Annotated in this window: 20 protein-coding genes and 2 pseudogenes; 11 read left to right on the top strand and 11 right to left on the bottom strand. The window is 50.3% G+C overall.

Annotation, left to right across the window (positions count from 1 at the left end; all coding sequences use genetic code 11):
* Window positions 1-318 precede the first annotated feature (318 nt).
* The 9 genes and pseudogenes from O71_RS09820 (at window position 319) to O71_RS09785 (ending at window position 7,423) form a co-directional block, all read left to right on the top strand.
* Window positions 319-1,163, top strand: a pseudogene (locus O71_RS09820) (hydroxymethylglutaryl-CoA lyase).
* 2 nt (window positions 1,164-1,165) lie between these two features.
* Window positions 1,166-1,669, top strand: coding sequence for a (Fe-S)-binding protein (locus tag O71_RS09815; RefSeq protein ID WP_237717796.1), 504 nt, complete (start codon window positions 1,166-1,168; stop codon window positions 1,667-1,669).
* Window positions 1,666-1,905 carry a heterodisulfide reductase-related iron-sulfur binding cluster gene (locus O71_RS25550; RefSeq protein ID WP_237717795.1) on the top strand — a complete coding sequence of 80 codons (240 nt, stop codon included), beginning with the start codon at window positions 1,666-1,668 and terminating at the stop codon, window positions 1,903-1,905. The genes O71_RS09815 and O71_RS25550 overlap by 4 nt, the downstream gene beginning before the upstream one ends.
* Before the next feature lie 741 nt (window positions 1,906-2,646).
* On the top strand, window positions 2,647-3,285 hold the full coding sequence (locus tag O71_RS09810; RefSeq protein WP_007656063.1) for a transporter: 639 nt from the start codon (window positions 2,647-2,649) through the stop codon (window positions 3,283-3,285).
* A gap of 15 nt (window positions 3,286-3,300) precedes the next feature.
* Window positions 3,301-4,174 (top strand): annotated as a pseudogene (locus O71_RS09805) (TIGR02587 family membrane protein).
* A gap of 8 nt (window positions 4,175-4,182) precedes the next feature.
* A complete protein-coding gene (locus tag O71_RS09800; protein WP_007656060.1) occupies window positions 4,183-4,620 on the top strand; it encodes a hypothetical protein in 438 nt (145 codons plus the stop codon).
* Between the two features lie 27 nt (window positions 4,621-4,647).
* The gene (locus O71_RS09795; protein WP_007656059.1) at window positions 4,648-5,544 is read left to right on the top strand and encodes a cyanophycinase; all 897 of its coding nucleotides are present in this window, start codon (window positions 4,648-4,650) and stop codon (window positions 5,542-5,544) included.
* 95 nt (window positions 5,545-5,639) lie between these two features.
* Window positions 5,640-6,020: a hypothetical protein gene (locus tag O71_RS09790; RefSeq protein ID WP_007656058.1), complete on the top strand. Its 381-nt coding sequence runs from the start codon at window positions 5,640-5,642 to the stop codon at window positions 6,018-6,020.
* Window positions 6,021-6,073: 53 nt separating this feature from the next.
* The gene (locus O71_RS09785) at window positions 6,074-7,423 is read left to right on the top strand and encodes a hypothetical protein (RefSeq protein WP_007656056.1); all 1,350 of its coding nucleotides are present in this window, start codon (window positions 6,074-6,076) and stop codon (window positions 7,421-7,423) included.
* Window positions 7,424-7,632: 209 nt separating this feature from the next.
* Here the strand turns inward: O71_RS09785 and O71_RS09780 are convergent, their stop codons facing one another.
* The 4 genes from O71_RS09780 to O71_RS09765 all read right to left on the bottom strand — a co-directional run bounded on the left by O71_RS09780 (window position 7,633) and on the right by O71_RS09765 (window position 10,227).
* The gene (locus O71_RS09780) at window positions 7,633-8,133 is read right to left on the bottom strand and encodes a tol-pal system YbgF family protein (RefSeq protein ID WP_007656053.1); all 501 of its coding nucleotides are present in this window, start codon (window positions 8,131-8,133) and stop codon (window positions 7,633-7,635) included.
* 66 nt (window positions 8,134-8,199) lie between these two features.
* Window positions 8,200-8,583 (bottom strand): DUF3037 domain-containing protein, encoded by a 384-nt coding sequence (locus tag O71_RS09775; protein WP_007656052.1) that lies wholly within the window; start codon window positions 8,581-8,583, stop codon window positions 8,200-8,202.
* The gene (locus tag O71_RS09770; protein WP_007656050.1) at window positions 8,561-9,361 is read right to left on the bottom strand and encodes a HipA family kinase; all 801 of its coding nucleotides are present in this window, start codon (window positions 9,359-9,361) and stop codon (window positions 8,561-8,563) included. Before O71_RS09770 ends, O71_RS09775 begins: the two co-directional genes overlap by 23 nt.
* Before the next feature lie 68 nt (window positions 9,362-9,429).
* On the bottom strand, window positions 9,430-10,227 hold the full coding sequence (locus O71_RS09765) for a hypothetical protein (RefSeq protein ID WP_007656049.1): 798 nt from the start codon (window positions 10,225-10,227) through the stop codon (window positions 9,430-9,432).
* 126 nt (window positions 10,228-10,353) lie between these two features.
* Between O71_RS09765 and O71_RS09760 the strand changes: the two genes are divergently transcribed.
* A complete protein-coding gene (locus tag O71_RS09760) occupies window positions 10,354-11,538 on the top strand; it encodes a Gfo/Idh/MocA family protein (RefSeq protein WP_007656047.1) in 1,185 nt (394 codons plus the stop codon).
* A gap of 119 nt (window positions 11,539-11,657) precedes the next feature.
* Here O71_RS09760 and O71_RS09755 read toward each other — a convergent pair whose 3' ends face one another.
* The 6 genes from O71_RS09755 to O71_RS09730 form a co-directional block, all read right to left on the bottom strand.
* A complete protein-coding gene (locus O71_RS09755; RefSeq protein ID WP_007656045.1) occupies window positions 11,658-12,128 on the bottom strand; it encodes a DUF1456 family protein in 471 nt (156 codons plus the stop codon).
* Between the two features lie 92 nt (window positions 12,129-12,220).
* Window positions 12,221-12,520 (bottom strand): HigA family addiction module antitoxin, encoded by a 300-nt coding sequence (locus tag O71_RS09750; protein WP_007656043.1) that lies wholly within the window; start codon window positions 12,518-12,520, stop codon window positions 12,221-12,223.
* Between the two features lie 10 nt (window positions 12,521-12,530).
* A complete protein-coding gene (locus O71_RS09745; RefSeq protein ID WP_007656040.1) occupies window positions 12,531-12,812 on the bottom strand; it encodes a type II toxin-antitoxin system RelE/ParE family toxin in 282 nt (93 codons plus the stop codon).
* 163 nt (window positions 12,813-12,975) lie between these two features.
* On the bottom strand, window positions 12,976-13,287 hold the full coding sequence (locus tag O71_RS09740; protein WP_007656039.1) for a helix-turn-helix domain-containing protein: 312 nt from the start codon (window positions 13,285-13,287) through the stop codon (window positions 12,976-12,978).
* A 2-nt stretch (window positions 13,288-13,289) separates the two neighbouring features.
* On the bottom strand, window positions 13,290-13,625 hold the full coding sequence (locus O71_RS09735; RefSeq protein ID WP_007656037.1) for a type II toxin-antitoxin system RelE/ParE family toxin: 336 nt from the start codon (window positions 13,623-13,625) through the stop codon (window positions 13,290-13,292).
* 102 nt (window positions 13,626-13,727) lie between these two features.
* Window positions 13,728-14,768 (bottom strand): Fic family protein, encoded by a 1,041-nt coding sequence (locus O71_RS09730; RefSeq protein WP_237717793.1) that lies wholly within the window; start codon window positions 14,766-14,768, stop codon window positions 13,728-13,730.
* Between the two features lie 765 nt (window positions 14,769-15,533).
* On the opposite strand from O71_RS09730, the gene ltrA reads away from it, so the two are divergent.
* A complete protein-coding gene (ltrA, locus tag O71_RS09720; RefSeq protein ID WP_007656026.1) occupies window positions 15,534-16,820 on the top strand; it encodes a group II intron reverse transcriptase/maturase in 1,287 nt (428 codons plus the stop codon).
* Window positions 16,821-16,883: 63 nt separating this feature from the next.
* On the opposite strand, the gene O71_RS09715 is transcribed toward ltrA, so the two are convergent.
* Entirely contained in the window at window positions 16,884-17,504 is a 621-nt protein-coding gene (locus O71_RS09715; RefSeq protein ID WP_007656025.1) for a hypothetical protein, read from the bottom strand.
* Window positions 17,505-17,653: the final 149 nt, after the last annotated feature.

The raw sequence follows: 17,653 nt of genomic DNA, 5'->3' as shown, positions 1-17,653 counted from the left end.
CAGTTATGAGTACTGTACTTTTCTTAATGCTGGTCATGGAGCTTTTTTTAATATTATGTGTATTTCGCAAGCATAATATAGGAGGATAAGATCATATAAAAAAATATTATCACCTCATTATCAATCAGGCAGATAGGGATGTTACAATTGAGGTACTGCTATACCCGGGCCAGCACCAGGTTGGCTTACCTGGCTGATCTGGTTTGAACGAGCTGCATCCGGCAGGCACAAATTCTCTTCTCAAATCCCAATTCAAACATAGGCTTATTGTATCTTTGACAAAACGACCTGAATCTATTTCCTATGACAGACGATACCATCAAAATAATAGAGTGTCCACGCGATGCCATGCAGGGCCTGCATGATTTTATACCTACGCAGACAAAGATCGACTACATCAATCAGCTGCTGCAGGTGGGCTTCGACACAATAGACTTCGGTAGCTTTGTGTCGCCCAAGGCTATACCGCAAATGGCGGACACAGCCGAGGTGCTGGCTGGATTGAACCTGCGCGATACCCGTTCCAAACTGCTGGCCATCATCGCCAATGTGCGGGGCGCAGAAGAGGCCGCCTCCCATGCAGCGATCGATTACCTGGCTTTCCGCTTTCCGTCTCTGAGACCTTTCAGCAGCGCAACACTAACAAGAGCATCGCCGAAGCCATGGGCCAACTGTCCCAGATCCAGGACATCTGCCAGCGCCAGAACAAAACGCTTGTTACGTATATTTCCATGGGCTTCGGCAATCCTTACAACGATCCCTGGGATGCGGCTACCGTTATTCGCTTTGTGGAGGAACTGGATAAGCTGGGCGTGAAGATCATCTCTCTTTCTGATACCATCGGGGTTTCCAATCCGGAGAATATTACCTACCTGTTCAGCGAACTGGTGCCGGCCTTTCCGCACATCGAGTTTGGGGCGCACCTGCACACGACACCCACTTCCTGGCAGGAGAAGGTGGAGGCTGCCTACCAGGCCGGCTGTCGCCGCTTCGACGGGGCCATGCGCGGGTATGGCGGTTGCCCGATGGCCAAGGATGAGCTCGTGGGGAACATGGCGACTGAAAATTTGGTCGGCTACTTCGAAAATAATAATTTAAATTTGAGGCTCGACAAAGAGGCTTTCGCTGCCGCACTGGCAGCTTCAGGCTCTGTTTTCTCCTGATTATGGCAAGAAGAACCATTGTAGATATTTTCATTCCCTGCTTCGTGGATCAGCTGCATCCAGAGACAGGCCTGAGTATGGTCAAGGTACTCGAGGGGCTGGGCTGCGAAGTGAACTATAACCCGAACCAGACCTGCTGCGGACAGCCTGCCTTCAACGCTGGCTTTTTTGACGAAGCCCGTGAGGTTGCCAATAAGTTTCTCGACGATTTCTCAAACGAGACCTCGCACTATATTGTGGCTCCTTCAGCGAGCTGCGTTGGTATGGTGCGCAATGCCTATCAGGACATTTTCGTGAAGTCATCGAAACTGGTAAAGTACCGTGCTATGCAGAAAAAGGTGTTTGAGCTGACCGAGTTTCTGACCGATGTGCTCAAGGTATCGCAGGTGCCGGGTGCCGSCCTCGACGGCAAAGCCACCTACCACGATTCCTGCAGCGCCTGCGCGAATGCCATATCAAGGAAGGTCCGCGAGCGCTGCTGCAAGGGGTGCATGGCCTCGAAATGATTGAGATGGAAGATGCCGAAACCTGCTGCGGCTTTGGCGGTACGTTTGCCGTGAAGTTCGAAGCCATATCAGTAGCCATGGCCGAGCAAAAAGTGGAGAACGCCCTGGCCACCGGCGCCGACTACATCATATCCACCGACAGCAGTTGCCTGATGCACCTCAACGGGTATATCCAGAAGAACAGGAAACCGATCAAAACCATGCACATAGCCGACGTGCTGGCCAGTGGCTGGTAAGGTATAGGGATCAACAAAAATTCAAGAGCCAGATACGGTAAGTGTCTGGCTTTTTTTATATGCGTAAAAACACGTAGCCTCGAGGCTAGTAATACTGAAATTATCTCAATAACAACTGAATAGTGCATTCATGGCTTACCTCCCTATAATGTTGCCGTATAATAGACAAAACACGGAAGGCAGTTTAGAACTTTGGTTTTAGGTTGGTTGAACCTTACGTTCCGGCTCCGGGTGAGTCTGCTGCCGATACAAACGTTGTTTTTAAAATGATCATGTGCTTAACGCTATCTGGGGTGCGTTTGGCGGTTTGCACATGTTTATTAAGGGAGCCGGTATCTGTTATTTTATTGCAGGCGGTTGGAACCGGCTCCCTTTTTTCCCCTCTTCCAGGTCCCCGATTCCTTTTTAACTCATCCTGCAGAAAATACCAGTTGTCAAGCTGTTTTTGAGAGCTTGCCTACATGTAGGTAGCAGATTGACGCCTATGTCAGCGCCTTGCGGTAATATGCGAGGCTACTACGTGCAAATCGGTATTTGTATAGGCTGTCCCTACTTATATAGTCATGCAGCGTATAAAGCGCAACAAACGCAAGTACTGTTCAAAGCTATGAAACCAAAGAAAACGCTGGTGCTGGGACTGCTGATTTTTGTGCTGAGCGCTTTTGTAATACCGGCGCAGGCGCAGGAAGAACGGGAGGAGCTTACGACAGACAGGCCGGATAAGTCACAGGTCCGGGCATTGTGTCGCGAGGTTATATTCAGTTGGAAGCGGGGTATCACTACCAGAAGCTCAATGCAGCCATCAGAACACACGCCTACCCCACAGCACTGCTGCGCATCGGCTTGCTGGAGGGAGTGGAGTTGCGTCTGCATGGTGCCGCAAAAGATTCTGTTATTGAAAATGGGTCAAAGCGCCATATCAGGGGATGGGGGCCGCTAAGCGTCGGCACGAAGGTACGGCTATGGGAAGAAAGCGGCTGGCGTCCGGAGGCTGCTTTATCAGCCATGCTGACGCTGCCCCTTGCGAGTGAAGTATTCAAACCAGATAATCCGGAGCCTCAGTTCGGGGTGGCTTTTAGTCATGGAATCTCCGAAAAAATGGACTTGACTTATAACCTGGGCTATGGCTGGGCTGAGGGTGACCCCGTGCGATCATACGGTGCCAACATCACCCGGGAACTAAGCGACAAGCTCACAATCTACCTGGAAGCATTCGGGAGCAAAGGGAAGGGGGAGACTGCCGAGCACCAGGCGGACGTTGGACTGCTCTACCTGCTGCTGCCCAATCTGCAGTTCGATGTGGCGGCAGGGCGTCGCCTGAACAAAGCAGCCCCGCACAGTTTTATCACTACAGGCCTGGTAGTAAGGCTACCCCGTTAACTGGCTGTAACAGGTATGGCAAGAGATATGAAAAAGAGACCTGTCCGGAAATCGCTGCAAGAGTACGCCCGTGGCATAGCGGGAGGACTTCTGTTCAGCTTTCCGCTCCTCTTCACCATGGAGGTATGGTGGGCCGGCTTTATCGCCACGCCCTTCCAGCTGCTGATCATGGTGGTGGTCACCTACCTGTTGCTGCTTGGCTACAATCGCTATGCAGGTATGCGTCCCGGGGCATCGTGGCGTAGCGTTTTCATCGACTCGGTGGAGGAGATGGGCTGGGATCATTCTGTCCTTTGCTGTGCTGTACGTGCTCAACCGCATACAATTCGGGGAGATGTCCACTGACGAGATTATGGGTAAGATCATCATCGAGGCCATGGCTGTTTCTATTGGCGTATCCATCGGGACCGCACAGTTGGGCAGTCCGGAAGATGAACCGGAGGAAGAAGATGAAGTACAAACAGAAGCAAAGGAGGCAGGCTGGCGCACCGGACTGCGGAGTAAGGTCAGCCTGGTGGTACTGGCGCTTTGTGGCAGCGTGATTGTGGGTGGCAATGTGGCACCTACCGAAGAAGTGGTGCTGCTGGCGGTAGGGGCAGCGCCCTTTCACATATTGCTCATGGCCTTACTGTCGCTTGCTCTCAGTGTGGTGGTGGTTTACTTCAGCGATTTCCATGGAACGGGCAGGCACCAGAATGGTAACCTGTTCTTCGCCATCACGGTAGACACCTGCCTGAGCTACCTGACGGCACTTGCCGCTTCAGCATTCCTGCTGTGGTTTTTCGGCCGGTTTGAAGGCGTAAGTTTTGAAATAGCCATAGCCCAATGCATTGTGTTGGGTGTGTTAGCCAGCCTGGGGGCCTCAGCCGGGCGACTGCTGATAAAATAACATGCTCCATGACGGGAAAACAAGAACAGGAAAATAAGCAAAGCCAGGTTGGAAGGGCTGGTGAGGACGATGACAAAAACGCACTGGAATGGACTGTGTTCGTGGTAAGCCTGCTGCTTGTACTGAGCATACTGGCCTACCTGAGCTACCAAACCTATATCGATGTGCCCTCCACCCCCGATCTGGTGGTGCGGTATTATCCCGACCCGACGGACAATGCTCCGCAGCGCTACCGGGTGGAGGTATACAATGAAGGCGGCGAGACGGCTGAGGAAGTGCAGATCGAACTTACCCTGGAGAAAGGGGGCGAAGTGCTGGAAAGTGCGCAACTCAACATCGCCTTCGCCCCCAAGAACTCGATGCGGGAGGGTTGGGTGAATTTCAAAGAAGACCCGATGCAGGCCGATACGCTGGCGGCACGGGTGATGAGCTACAAACGACCTTAATCTTTACAATCAGTTAAATAAAGAACAATGGCAAAGAAAAAAGTTTCTGAACGTCATAAGAGTCACAAGGAAGCTCCGGTCCCGAAAGGCTGCCTCCTGGCTATTGGCGGCCGGGAAGACAAGGGAGAGAAGGAACTTTCAGCGGAGCAGTCAAAGAACGTTGATTTTGAGAGCGACGAGATACTGAAGTATTTCGTGGAGAGCTTAAAGGGATCTGATCCCATGATCGCAGTAGTGCCGACAGCTTCCACCGTGCCGGATAAGATCGCACAGGACTACATCAAGGAATTTAACAAACTCGGAGTAAAAAAGGTGGAAGTGCTCGATGTCAGGAACAGGGAAGATGCCTTCAAGGATGAGTATCTGGATATGGTAGAGCGTGCTGCCGGCATCATGTTTACAGGTGGCGACCAGTTGCGCCTGACCTCCATCTTAGGCGGGACACCCGTGCTGCAACTGATGAAGGAACGCTATACCTACGATGAAAAGTTTATCATTGCGGGTACCAGCGCTGGTGCAGCGGCTATGTCTACGCCCATGATCTATGAAGGGGAAACACAAGGGGGCTACATCAAAGGAGACGTACGCATCACTACCGGGCTGGAATTTTTGAAGAATGTGGCCATCGATACGCACTTTATACAGCGGGGGCGCATAATCCGTGTTTCGCAGTGCATTGTCACCAATCCGGGCTGTATTGGCGTAGGGCTGGAGGAGGATACCGCCATTTGTGTCAGGAATGGTATCGAAATAAAGGTACTTGGCTCGGGCCTGGTCACAGTAGTGGATGGCTTGGGCATTACTTCTACCAACATTTACGAAATAAACACCGGAGAGCCTTTCTCTGTGCGCGATCTGAAGGTGCACTTGCTTTCACCCGGTGACACCTATGTTCTTCCAACCTACGACCAGCTACATATCTGATGCATTTAATTTAACTGATCTTTCAGAAACCGGGGGAAAAACTCAATTGAGCTTTACCTCCGGTTTCTTCCATGTAAACTTAAACAATTGAAGCCATGAGAAGCGTAAGCCTGATCGCCAAACTGCAGGGTATCTACTGGACGCTAACAGGTATATGGCCGCTCCTGCACATGCCCAGTTTCCTGTGGGTGACGGGGCCTAAAACAGACCTGTGGCTGGTGCGCACGGTTGGTATTCTGATTGCGGTAGTAGGACTGGTGCTGTTGGTGGCAGGGTTCCGGCAGCGGGTGACTTCTGAGATCAAGTGGCTGGGTATTGGGGGTGCTGCAGGGCTTGGGTTCGTGAGCGCCTACTACCCTCTCCGCAACGTAATCTGGGATATCTACCTGCTCGACGCTGCGGCAGAGCTGATCATCATCCTGCTCTGGCTCTGGGCAGGGCAGCGGGGAATGGCAAAGATTGACGCACGGGATTGATTATAAAMCCTGGTGCAGCAGACCATCATATCAATTTTATAAACGCTATACCTATGAGCAACGAAGCCGCACGTCCGATCAGGAGAAGACACTACCGCTTGATAGAAGAACTCTCAAGCGAGTCACAACAGGACCTGCCGGAGTCGGGGATGCAGCGGCGGGCCATTGCCATGACCATGCTGCAACAGTATAGTCAGATGCCCCAGCAGCCTAGTCTGGTGCCAGGCGCCGACGGGTCCCTGGAAGCGATGGTCTTCACGGTACCGTCCTATGTGCTCAGGCACGACGATAATCCACTCTGGAAGGTATACCAGGACCTCTTCCGAAAATTGCCGGACTATACGGAATTTCACTTGCTGGTGCCCGAAAGTGGCGATACCAAAGAGCAACTGATGAATTGGTTCTCTGCCCATGACATGCTCAATCGGGTCCGCTTTCATGAAGTGCCCGGCCACATCAAGCTGCTGGTATGGGCCGAGGATGACTACGAAGTGGTGGAGGATAAGCGTGATGGCAGTTATTACATCGTACAACCCCACTCGCACCGCCGGGCCGCCGACGACTATACTGGTTATATCCTGAGCAAATCGCTTGGACTGAACAGGGTGAAGACGCCGCTTTATTTTGAAGGGGGCAACCTGCTGGTCGGTGACGATTTTTTCCTGATGGGTGCCGACTACATCGTGGACTCCATGCTTGACCTGCGGGGAGTGCTGCTACCTGAGGAAAGTAACCTGGCAACAGAGCAGCTGGCACAGCTCTTCAGCCGCTACCTCGATCACAAGCGCAGGTTTGTGACAGTGGGCAGTTTGCTGTACGTGCCGCAGGAAGAAGAGCAGGAGTTTAAGCTGAATGGCGAGAAGTGGACGGAAACGCTACACACCCAAAATGTGGAAGGCACAGTACAGCCGGTCTTTCACATCGACATGTTTGTGACGCTGGCAGGGCGCAATAAAGAAGGCAGGTATCAGGTGCTAGTCGGTGACACCCGCATGGCCTGTGAAGTGCTGGGCGAGGAGCTGTCAGCCTACGCTATACCTGATGTGTTTGATGACGTAGCCGCCCTGCTCGAGCGACAAGACTTCGAGGTGATCCGAAACCCACTGCCGCTGACCTATGTGGACACCCCGGAGGAGAAGAAACGAAGCTGGTACTACGCTACCGCCAACAATGCCCTGGTAGAAATTAAAAGTGAAGATGAAAAGACAGTCTGGCTACCCACTTATGGACATGGTAGCTGGGAGTACCTCCGCAAGACCGATGAAGCGAATAAGCAGGTATGGGAGAAGCTCGGTTTTAAAGTAATCCAGCTAGAGGATTTCAACCCTTTCGCCGAAAAGTCAGGAGCGCTGCATTGTATTAAGAAGTATTTGAGGAGGGGGGATCAGGATTCTCAGGATTAAGATAGATTTTCAGGATTGATCATGTCGGAGTGCACAATTGTCATTTTAAGGTAAATAGTAGACACGAGCGTGGACGCCCCAAATCTGGTTCGGGATCTGCGACTCGCGCCATAAAAAAGCTCCGCCGGCAAGGCGAAGCTATTAACCAAATTACTCCTTAAAGTAAACTGAATACGCCTGTAGAGTATCCCGCGTCAGTTCCTGCGCCTTCAGCTATCCGTTTCCGCTTCTTCTTTTAAACCCAGCTTATTCCTGGCAGCGCCACGGCCATACAGGGCATCATAGAGAAAGTCTTTGTCGTCAGCGGCAGGTATAACGGCGTTGTAATCCTCCAAAGCCTGCTCGTACTTGCCCAATTCCAGACGCATTTCGGCACGGTGGTACAGAAAGCCGAGATCATCCGGGTATTCTTCCAGAGCTTCGTTTAGGGCTCTTTCAGCTTGGGCAAAATTCTTGTCGTAGCGGTAACTCCAGTACAGGAGGTCGTAGGTTTTGCGGTCACCATCGCCCTGCTCAATTAACGAATTCAGGTAGTAACTGGCCTCTTTAAAGGCATTTTTGTTGCCCAAAATGCCTTCCTCCAGCTTCGCTTCAGCAGTCTTCTGTATCTTTTTGGTATCAGTAAAAAAATAAGGGTCCGACAGGATGATGACCACAAAAATGATAGCGCCTAGCGTTAAAACAATGGTGACGATGCGGGAGATGTTCATACCTCGGTTTTTGGTCTATGCGAATATAACAAATTGCTGGATAGTTTGCGTTGCAAAATGGTGGTGCTACAAGACCAGATCCCGATGCAGTTTATCCAAAGTCTCCTGTGGATTGAGGCATCTCCCCGGATGCACGGCTGAAGTCTGCACGATGGTACTGCGGTTTGCCGTGAGCCAGCGGAAGCGGGAGGCCGTGCCCAGCTGACCGATCGGACCGCCTTCGCGACGCCCGGCGCATACCTTTTCGAAAGCCTGCAGACGAGCCCGCAACTCTTCCATGTCCAGGTCACCGAATGCGGCTCTCAGGCGTTCCTCATTCAAGGTATAGCGTATCTGCAGGAAGCCTTGTGAACTGCAGAGCAGGATGACACCCACATTCAGAAACTCCTCACGCTCTACCCGCGGCACTACCCGTATGACGGCGTACTCAAATAAGTGTCTCTCTTGCATGCTGGGCGGCTTTCACAAAAATGTCAGAATGGGCTAATCGTATTTCGAAGAAGCGGGCATAGGCCTGGCGGTGTTCCCCGGCCGTTTCAAAAGGTGATTCTACACCGGTCAGCCATTCATCCGGTATAAGCGCCAGGATCTCGTTTATGCGGGCTGGCGTCAGGACCTCTTTACCAGCTTTATCAGTGGCTTCCAGTGCAGTCGCCTTTGGCAGGAGCACATGGTCTTTGATCATGGCGAAGGGGCGCTTGGCCTGCTCTTCCCAGTTGTCCCAGGAGTGGTGGAAGAAGAGGGAAGCACCATGGTCGATCAGCCAGAGCTCTTTCTTCCACATCAGCATATTGGTGTTGCGGGCCGTGCGGTCTACATTGGTCACGAGGGAGTCGAGCCAGACAATGCGCGAGGCTAGTTCCGAGTCGATGGTCGTCACTACCGGGTCAAAAGTTATGGCGCCTTGCAGATAGTGTGAGCCCAGGTTAAGGCCCTCGCTGGCACGCAACAGGTCCTGTATCTCTTCGTCGGGTTCAGTGCGGCCAAAGGCTTCGTCGAGGTGCATGAAGACGATCTCGGGTATCTGAAAGCCGAGCGCCCGGGCCATCTCGCCCACGATCAGCTCGGCAATAAGCACTTTTATACCTTGTCCGGCACCCCGGAACTTGAGCACATACAGGAAATCGTCGTCGGCCTCCACAATGGCAGGCAGCGAGCCGCCCTCCCGCAGAGGCGTGACGTAGCGGACCACGTTGACGGTCCGGATCTCTGGTGATCTGTGATTCATAGCTGCAACTTACGAAAAATGTGTTGAGTGGGCTGGGCCTATGCTCTAAAAACTGACTACCTGCTTTGTTATTCCGGCTCTTCGTCCAGGGCCATACCTTGTAGCATGTGGGCCAGAATGGGTTCGCACTTCTCGCGGCAGGCGGGGTAGAAGTGACCGTGTTTCCAATAGGCCGATTTAGGCGACAAGCCCCACCAGAACTCTGCCATCGCCAAAGGTTTCATGTCGTTCTGAAAGGCATATTGCAGCAGTTTGGGGGCAGCGCACTCACCGGCGCCAGCGGGTGGGTTGCTGTTGGCTCTCTGCCTGAAAATGTCGCGCAGGCTTTTCGCTTCACCGGCCTGGTTGAGGAAATGGTATTGGTCAAAGAGCATCGCCTGCAGCGCGACAGAGTTCTCTCTGCGTAGCTTCTGCAGCGCATCTACCCGGGTCTTGCTTTCGGTGGTGGCTTGTTTCTGAAGCATGTTTATTTCCTGGTTGATGCGGGTGAGTTCGCGCATACCGCTATTCAGGAAGCTACCTTCTGTGAGTGAATCGAATATGGGTGGCACAAAGGCAGGGTGGTGAAAACCGCCAGCCAGTTTCCCCGAAAAGGCTGCCAAATAGCCCAGTTCACCCTGTGCCGTCCTGACAACCAGCACGCCAAACATTTTCCCGACAACGGCCCCTTTCTGTCCCGGTTCTAAGCCAAAGTTGTGCTCCCAATCCTGCTGCTGTGCAAGATGTTGCTGCAACCTCTCAGCTGCCAGTAAGGCAAGTGCGTGTGGTGTGTACCGTAAGGGATTGCCAAACTTTTCGGGCAGGGCGTAGGCCGCTGCAACTTCACCAAAAGGTATAAGCAGGGGCTCGGCAAGGAATGTTGACAAAAGAACTGTGCTAATATGAAAGTGACAAAGGTAAGCATATCCCGGGTATCAGCAACACAGCTCTCTCAATCCGAAACATATACGGGTGCAGCGCGTTTTTTTTAGTATCCTCCATAATCCAGACGCATGAAAACAAACCACTACAACTTACAAACCGACCGACGCAAATTTCTCAAAGGCTTTACATTCACCTTGGGGGGCACGCTGTTGGGTATGCCGCTTCTCTCACATAGCATGGATCAGCACATTGGTAATTTGGCCTATGAAGCGGGAACATCTCAAACAGGATCGCAGCAAAAAAAGAAAATGGGCATCGCGCTGGTGGGGCTAGGCCAGTATAGCACCAATGAACTGGCGCCTGCCCTGCAGGAAACGCAGCATTGCTACCTGGCAGGCGTCGTAACAGGCACACCCTCCAAAGCAGAAGCCTGGAAGAAGAAGTACAACATCCCCGACAAGAACATCTACTCTTACGATACCTTCGACCAGATAGCCAACAACAAAGACATCGACATTGTGTATGTGGTGCTGCCAAATGCCATGCATGCGGAGTATACCATCCGTGCGGCCAGAGCCAAAAAGCATGTGATCTGTGAGAAACCCATGGCCACTACTCTGGAAGATGCGCAGCGCATGCTCGATGCCTGCCGCGAGAACGGGGTACAGTTGGCCATTGGCTACCGCCTTCACTTCGAGCCTTTTCACCAGCGGGTGATGGAGCTCGGACAGAAGCAGGTATACGGCAAAGTAAAGCAGATCGAAGCCCGCAACAGCTCCGACATGACTGACGGCAGCCTGGATGTATGGCGACTGAACAAACAGCTGGCAGGCGGCGGCTCTTTAATGGATCTCGGCATTTACTGTGTGCAGGGGGCAATCTATACGATGGGCAAGCCACCGGTAGCGGTTACCGCCAGGTATGGGGAGGTGACAAAGCCCAACTACTTTCACAGTGTGGAGCAGTCCATCAATTGGCAGATGGAGTTTGCGGATGGAGTAAAAGCGGAGTGCAACACCAGTTATGCCGATGAAGAGAATCTGCTAAGTGCCAAGGCCGAGAAAGGGTGGTGGCGTCTGAGTCCGGCCTATGCCTACGAAGGAAAGAAAGGGGAGACCCACGAAGGCAAAATAGACCTGCCCAACATTTATGAGCAGGTACGGCAAATGGACGGACAGGCGCATAGCTTCATGAAGAATCAGCCTTCCATTGTACCTGGCGAAATGGGTCTGCGCGATATGCGCGTGCTCATGGCGATTTACGAATCTGCCAATGCAGGAGGCAAGCGGGTGGAGATCAGGTATGGAGGGTAGGGAAGGAGGTATTGTGTAGCGGCTTGGTGTAGCCGAAGCCAAAAGAATAGCAAGAATTACGGCTGAACAGGGTTAGGCTTCTATTAAGTTTCTTGCATTATGCGGATTTTAAAACAATCTTATCTGCCTGATTTGGGTTGGTGCTTTAGTTGCAAGCCGTGTAGGAAGTTGCGCAGAATCTGGTCTTGAAGTGGGCGGTAATGCTGGTGGTCGGGTTTGCGGAAAAAGGCACTGAGTTCGTGCTTGCTTAAACGGAAATTTGCCAGTTTCAGAATATCCAGGATGTCTTCGTCTATCAGGTTCAGGGCAATTTTGAGCTTACGAAGTATTATGTTGTTATTCAGTTTGTTTTCGGCCTTAGGTTGATCACCTTCCTTTTTGCCACGTTTCTCGTTTATGAAACCATTGAGAAAAGCAGCTAGGTGCAGGTCGCTCATTTCCTTAAACCCAGGCTCATCTTCTTTTTTCATCAACTCGGTGATTTCTACGCGGGTTACCTGCTCTCCCCCAGACTTAAAAAGCTCTATGAGCTTAGCTTCATTAAAATCAAATGTATAGCGGAGCCGGCGTAAAATATCGTTGTTGTTCATGTTTATAATTTGAATATTTTTTTTATAAATGCCGATTTAACGGGTTGTCCAGCCGAAGCCGCAGCTTAGCGGGGGGTTAGGGCTGCACTGGGTTAGGCTGCGTTTTTCTCAAATCGTTTTATGGATTCCAATTCCTGCTGCTTGTTAGCCTTCTCTTCTTCCAAATCGTAATCATCTTGCAAACCAAGCCAGAACTTAGGGGAATTGCCAAAGTAGTAGCTTAGCCTTAAAGCCGTGTCGGCTGTAATGCGTCTGTTTCCTTTCAAAATTTCAGACACTCTGGTTTGAGGTATACCAATGTCCTTTGAAAGTCTGTAGGCTGTGATGTTAAGCGGAACAAGAAACTCTTCTTGCAGTATTTCTCCTGGATGAATATTGGGTAGTCGTTCCATTTCTTTCTTCTTAGTGGTAATCTATAATTTCTACTTCAGATGCTTGCCCGTTATTCCATTGGAAGCTGATTCTCCATTGGCTGTTTATCCTGATACTGTAGAACTCTTTCAGGTTTCCCGACAACTTCTCTAATCTGTTGGAGGGAGGAATGCGAAGGTCAGCAATATCCTGAGAGTTATGGAGCATTCTTAATTTACGTCTGCCAATCGTCTGAATCTCCATAGGCAGCTTCGCAACCCTTTCTCCATTCCAGATTTTTTCAGTTTCCTTGGACCCAAAAGATATAATCATACTTACTTTTAGCGTTACTAACGTCAAAAGTAAGCACTAAGTTTAATACTAAAAAAGTTTTGTGGATTTTTAATTCTTTGAAATACAGCCTAACGGTTTATGCAGCCGAAGCCCTAAGCATAGCAAGGGTTAAGTCTGCACCGGGTTACCCATTGTGGTTCTTTTAAGCAACTTTCACCTGTCTGTTGAGCAACTCAACTTTGAAGTTAACCTTTGCCTCAAGTGCGTTGAATACTTTCAAAATGGTATCTATTGTCACGTTAGTAGCGTTATTTTCAAGTCGGGATATTTGGGCTTTTTTCACTCCAACGAGCTGCCCAAGTTGCTCCTGCGTCAGGTTTCTTTCTTTTCTTGCTGCTTGAATCATGTCTCCAATCAGCTCCAGCTTGAGTTCGAACTCGTAATTGTCACGCGCTGGTGTTCCTTTTATACCGATAAGCTTATCCTCGGCTTCACTCAATGAATATCTTTTCATGGTTATTTCTCTTTAAAATAGATTTCCCGAATACGCTCGGCTTTGTCAATTTCCTTTTTGTCAACCTTGCTGGTTTTCTTGACGAATCCATGGGTGGCGAGTACTAGTGTTTCCTTCTTGTCTGTTTTATCCCAGAAGGCAAGAAGTCTGTACTGAAGGCCAGCATATAGAGTCCTGAACTCCCAGATTTCGTTCGTTAGCTTTTTGAATAGCTTAGGGTCGGTGTGGAACTGCGCTCTTCGGATATTCTGCAGTATTTTCTCCCGGTGCTTCAGTTCAAGCGATTCCAAATACTTGAAAGCCTCCTCCAGCAAGTCAACTTCAAATTTTTGTTGCATTTAGTACTTATCTTTAGATACTTCCAAAGATAAAGAAAAGTTTCCTTATATGTAAACTTTTAATAACTCCTATTGTGGGTAACGTGCTGGGCTATGGTGCTTTTATGCACTATAGCTGGTGTTGTGCTTTCGAGCTTCTCCCTTATTCTCCAGCACTTCCATTAATCGCTGGTTTAGGTAAAGTTTTTCCTTTCCTACCTTCGTCGCTTTTAAAAAGCCTTCGTTCTCAAGTGCGATCAAGTAATTCCCCACAGTCTTTGGTGTCCCCATGTTTGCGTCGATCAGAAACTGGCGTTTCGTATACGGTAGCCTGAACAAAATCTCAATCAACTCCTTTGAGTGCACCTTTGGAAGTTTTTCTTTTATTTCCTCTGAGGTGGCCTCCATAACGCCCATAATCTCCTCCAGTTTTTGGAGTCCGCTGGTGGCTGTTTTTTCAATCATGTCTAGCATGTAGAGTATCCAGCCCTCCCAGTCTCCTGCTTCCGTTACTGCTCTTAGCTTCTGGTAATAAGCCGCTTTATGGTGGATGATATACTCACTTAAGTACAGAGCAGGCACATCCAACAGTTTCTCCATCTTCAGGTAGAGCAAAAGTAAAATCCTTCCTGTGCGTCCGTTACCGTCAATGAACGGGTGTATGGCCTCGAACTGGTAGTGCATGACGGCCATTTTGATGAGCGGGTCCAGCGAGTTCTCCTCGTTAATGAAGCGCTCCAGGTTTGCCATTTTCTCGCGTATTACTGTTTCCCCTGCCGGCGGCGTGTAGATCACTTCGCCCTGCGTGTTGGATAAGGTCGTGCCCGGAGTAGCCCTGATGCCCGATGTGTTTTGCTTGATACATCGCATGATATCCACACAGAGGTTTGTTGTGATAAATGGCCGCTCTTTGAGCTTTTCCAAGCCGTACCACAACGCCTCCTTGTAGCTTATAACCTCTTTTGCTGCCGTGGGTTCATACCTCTTTTCAGCCACGACTGATTTATAAAGATCGTCATTCGTAGTGATGATGTTCTCTATTTCAGAACTTGCCTTGGCTTCCTGTAGATGGATTGTGTCTAAAAAGAGGCTTGGGTTAGGCAGGTTGATGATGGCTCCGTTCAGTTGTGCCAAAGCCCTGCTTGCCTTTACAGTCTTTCGCATAACTTCCTTCGTCTCAAGATCTACATCCGGAGGAAGCAAGGGTAAGTCATTGTAGGGTTCTTCTCTGTGAAATGGGGCCATAATCAACGAGGGTAACAATTACTCTTATTTTAAACACAAAGGTAAAAATAGCAATTTATTACACTTGTTGTTTGTTCGGAGGTAATTATTACTCCTGTAGGTTCTTTTCATACATTGCATGAAGCACAACGTACTTGGCCATAAGGCGGCGAAGCTGGCTTATGGGTGTGGTGTGCGCCCAGTATGGGCACCTGATACTAAAGGTATCATATTATTCCAGAGGGTGCAAGTCCCTTACAGGCGAGTTGGTGAAGCCTGTTATCAACCGCAAGCTGGCTGGCCGTGAGGCGGCAGTGAAGAAAGCGGGACTGCAAAATCCGGTACTGACGGACAGAAACTGCATAAGAGGCAGGAAGTCGTGGGTAAACAAGCACCTCTTTGCAACGCCCCTGACCAACAAACGACCTTGTGTAGATGCAGCAGGAATCGGAGGAAGGAAGGTGCTCTTACCTGGGGAGGTCTCCCGGTGTCGTGAACATAGGGAGAAGTCAGCAGCGGTCGTAGTAGGTAGCGGCAACGAGCCGGGAAGAACCCGGAGGCCTCACAGGCTACTCAAGGACCAAACGTTAGGTTTTCCCAAATTCGGCAGGGAGGTTTTAGCCAGCCCTGCCTTAAGCGGGAGAAGAGATTATAAGTACTGTAGTACAAGCAGAGATGATAGAGAAGATACTCCACCGGGGCAACATGCTTAAAGCATACACACACGTTGTGGCCAACAAAGGTTCGGCGGGCGTGGACGGTATGCCCGTGGAGCAGCTGGCTGCGCACCTGAAACAAAACAGGGACGCCATCGCCACTGATATTTGCAACGGCAGGTACCTGCCTTCTCCTATCCTAGGAGTGGAAATACCCAAGGGCAACGGTAAGATTCGCCTGCTGGGCGTTCCCACCGTCACCGACCGGGTACTGCAACAAGCCGTGAATCAGGTGCTCACTCCGCTCTTTGAACTGGAGTTCAAAGAGCGCAGCTACGGCTTCCGCCCTAACCGCAGCGCCCACCAGGCCCTGCAGCAGGCGCACGGCTACATCCACGAAGGCTATCAGCACATCGTGGACATCGACCTTGCCAACTTCTTTGACGAGGTGGACCACTGCCTCTTGCTGCAACTGCTCTACCGGAAGGTAAAGTGCCCGCTGACCCTGCGCCTGATCCGCAAGTGGCTCCGGGCTCCCATTCTTATCAAAGGGAGACTGGTCAAGCGCCGGAAGGGCGTGCCGCAGGGAAGCCCGCTCTCGCCACTGCTCTCCAACATCACGCTCCACGAGCTGGACAAGGAGCTGGAGCGGCAACAGCTGCGCTACGTGCGCTATGCCGATGACTTCAGCGTCTACACCGAAAGTGAAGACACTGCCCGAAAGGTAGGCAACGCCGTGTTCCTGTTCCTGCGGGACAGGCTCAGGCTGCCTATCAACATGGAGAAGTCGGGTATCCGCAGGCCTGTGGATTTCCAAATGCTGGGCCACGGCTTTGTGCCCACCTACAGGAAAGGCGACAAGGGCCGCTACCAGCTGGTGGTGGCAAAGAAAGGGTGGGACAGGCTCAAGCAGAAGCTGAAGGCCATCACCCGCAAAACCACGCCTTGCTCTTTTGAGGAGCGTATCCGGGAACTGAAGGAGGCCCAAAGAGGCTGGGTCCACTACTTCCGCATGGCCAGTATCCAGGGCAAGCTCAAAGAAGTGGACAGCTGGATACGAAATCGGCTCCGGCACTGCATCTGGCACGACTGGAAAAAGCCCGAACGGAAAAGGAAGAACCTAATTCGGCTGGGTGTCCCGAAGGGTCAGGCTTATGCCTGGAGCAGAACCAGGAAAGGAGGCTGGGCGGTGGCTCAAAGCCCGATGCTGATCACAACGGTAACGGTGAAAAGGCTGGCTAAGAGAGGGTATGAATCATTGCTCGACTACTACAGGAAAGTAGCTCCACAACTTAACGAACCGCTGTATGCGAGACCCGCTTGTACAGTGGTGTGAGAGGCGCACCCCGTCAATTAATACTGGCGGGGCCGTCTACTCGATTAGCACTTGTTATTTCTTTTAAACTTTGATGGCGCTTGAAGATTTGAGTTTTTTGCTAGTTAATACAAGAGCTATTAGCGCAACAAGGAGAAGCAAGTCAATGACGATAAGGGTTTTATGAGCAAACGTTTCCCTTTCATATTGCTCAATATCATCAAGGGCTATTTTAGCTAAAGAACCATCTTCAATAGTATTGTCGTTTATTAAGTCATGATAAGGTTTTACTCGAGGGCTATTGTAAGCCTTAAAATAAACTAAAAGATTATCAGTGTTGACTGCAATAGTCCAAAAAGCTACACATCCGTCTATTTCAAGTACAGTTGTGCTGCTTTCATTAGGCTTTAAAGTAGCTCCCTTAGACACAAACCTGCTTCTCCCATCATAGACAGGGTGGTCATAAACAGTAATATGATACACTTTTAGTCCTTCAGTATAGTTATTACTAGTTTTGACCCATACTGGGGAGGACTCCATACCTACAAAGCTGAATAGCAGAAGTAATAGGAAGTAAGCAGTACTGAGAACTAATACTACAACGCTAACAATCCTGTATTTGCCAGTAGACTTCAATCTTGCAAAAACTTCTAAGGCAATAGAAATGATTAATAGAAATAAAATCGCAATCAGTACTCCTGTCATTATTTCCTATTGAAGATGGAAGACGATTTTTAATATTAACTTGTGCTAACAATCATTGGAAGGAGACGTCCTGTTGGTTTTGTAGGGATTGATGTCTTCTTCGGGTAGTTATCCGTGCTTGTTTTTCCTTTTTTGTAGTTACTGTGTGA

This window comes from Pontibacter sp. BAB1700 (assembly GCF_000277005.1).
Taxonomy (GTDB): domain Bacteria; phylum Bacteroidota; class Bacteroidia; order Cytophagales; family Hymenobacteraceae; genus Pontibacter; species Pontibacter lucknowensis.
This window is presented reverse-complemented; position numbering and strand designations above follow the sequence as displayed.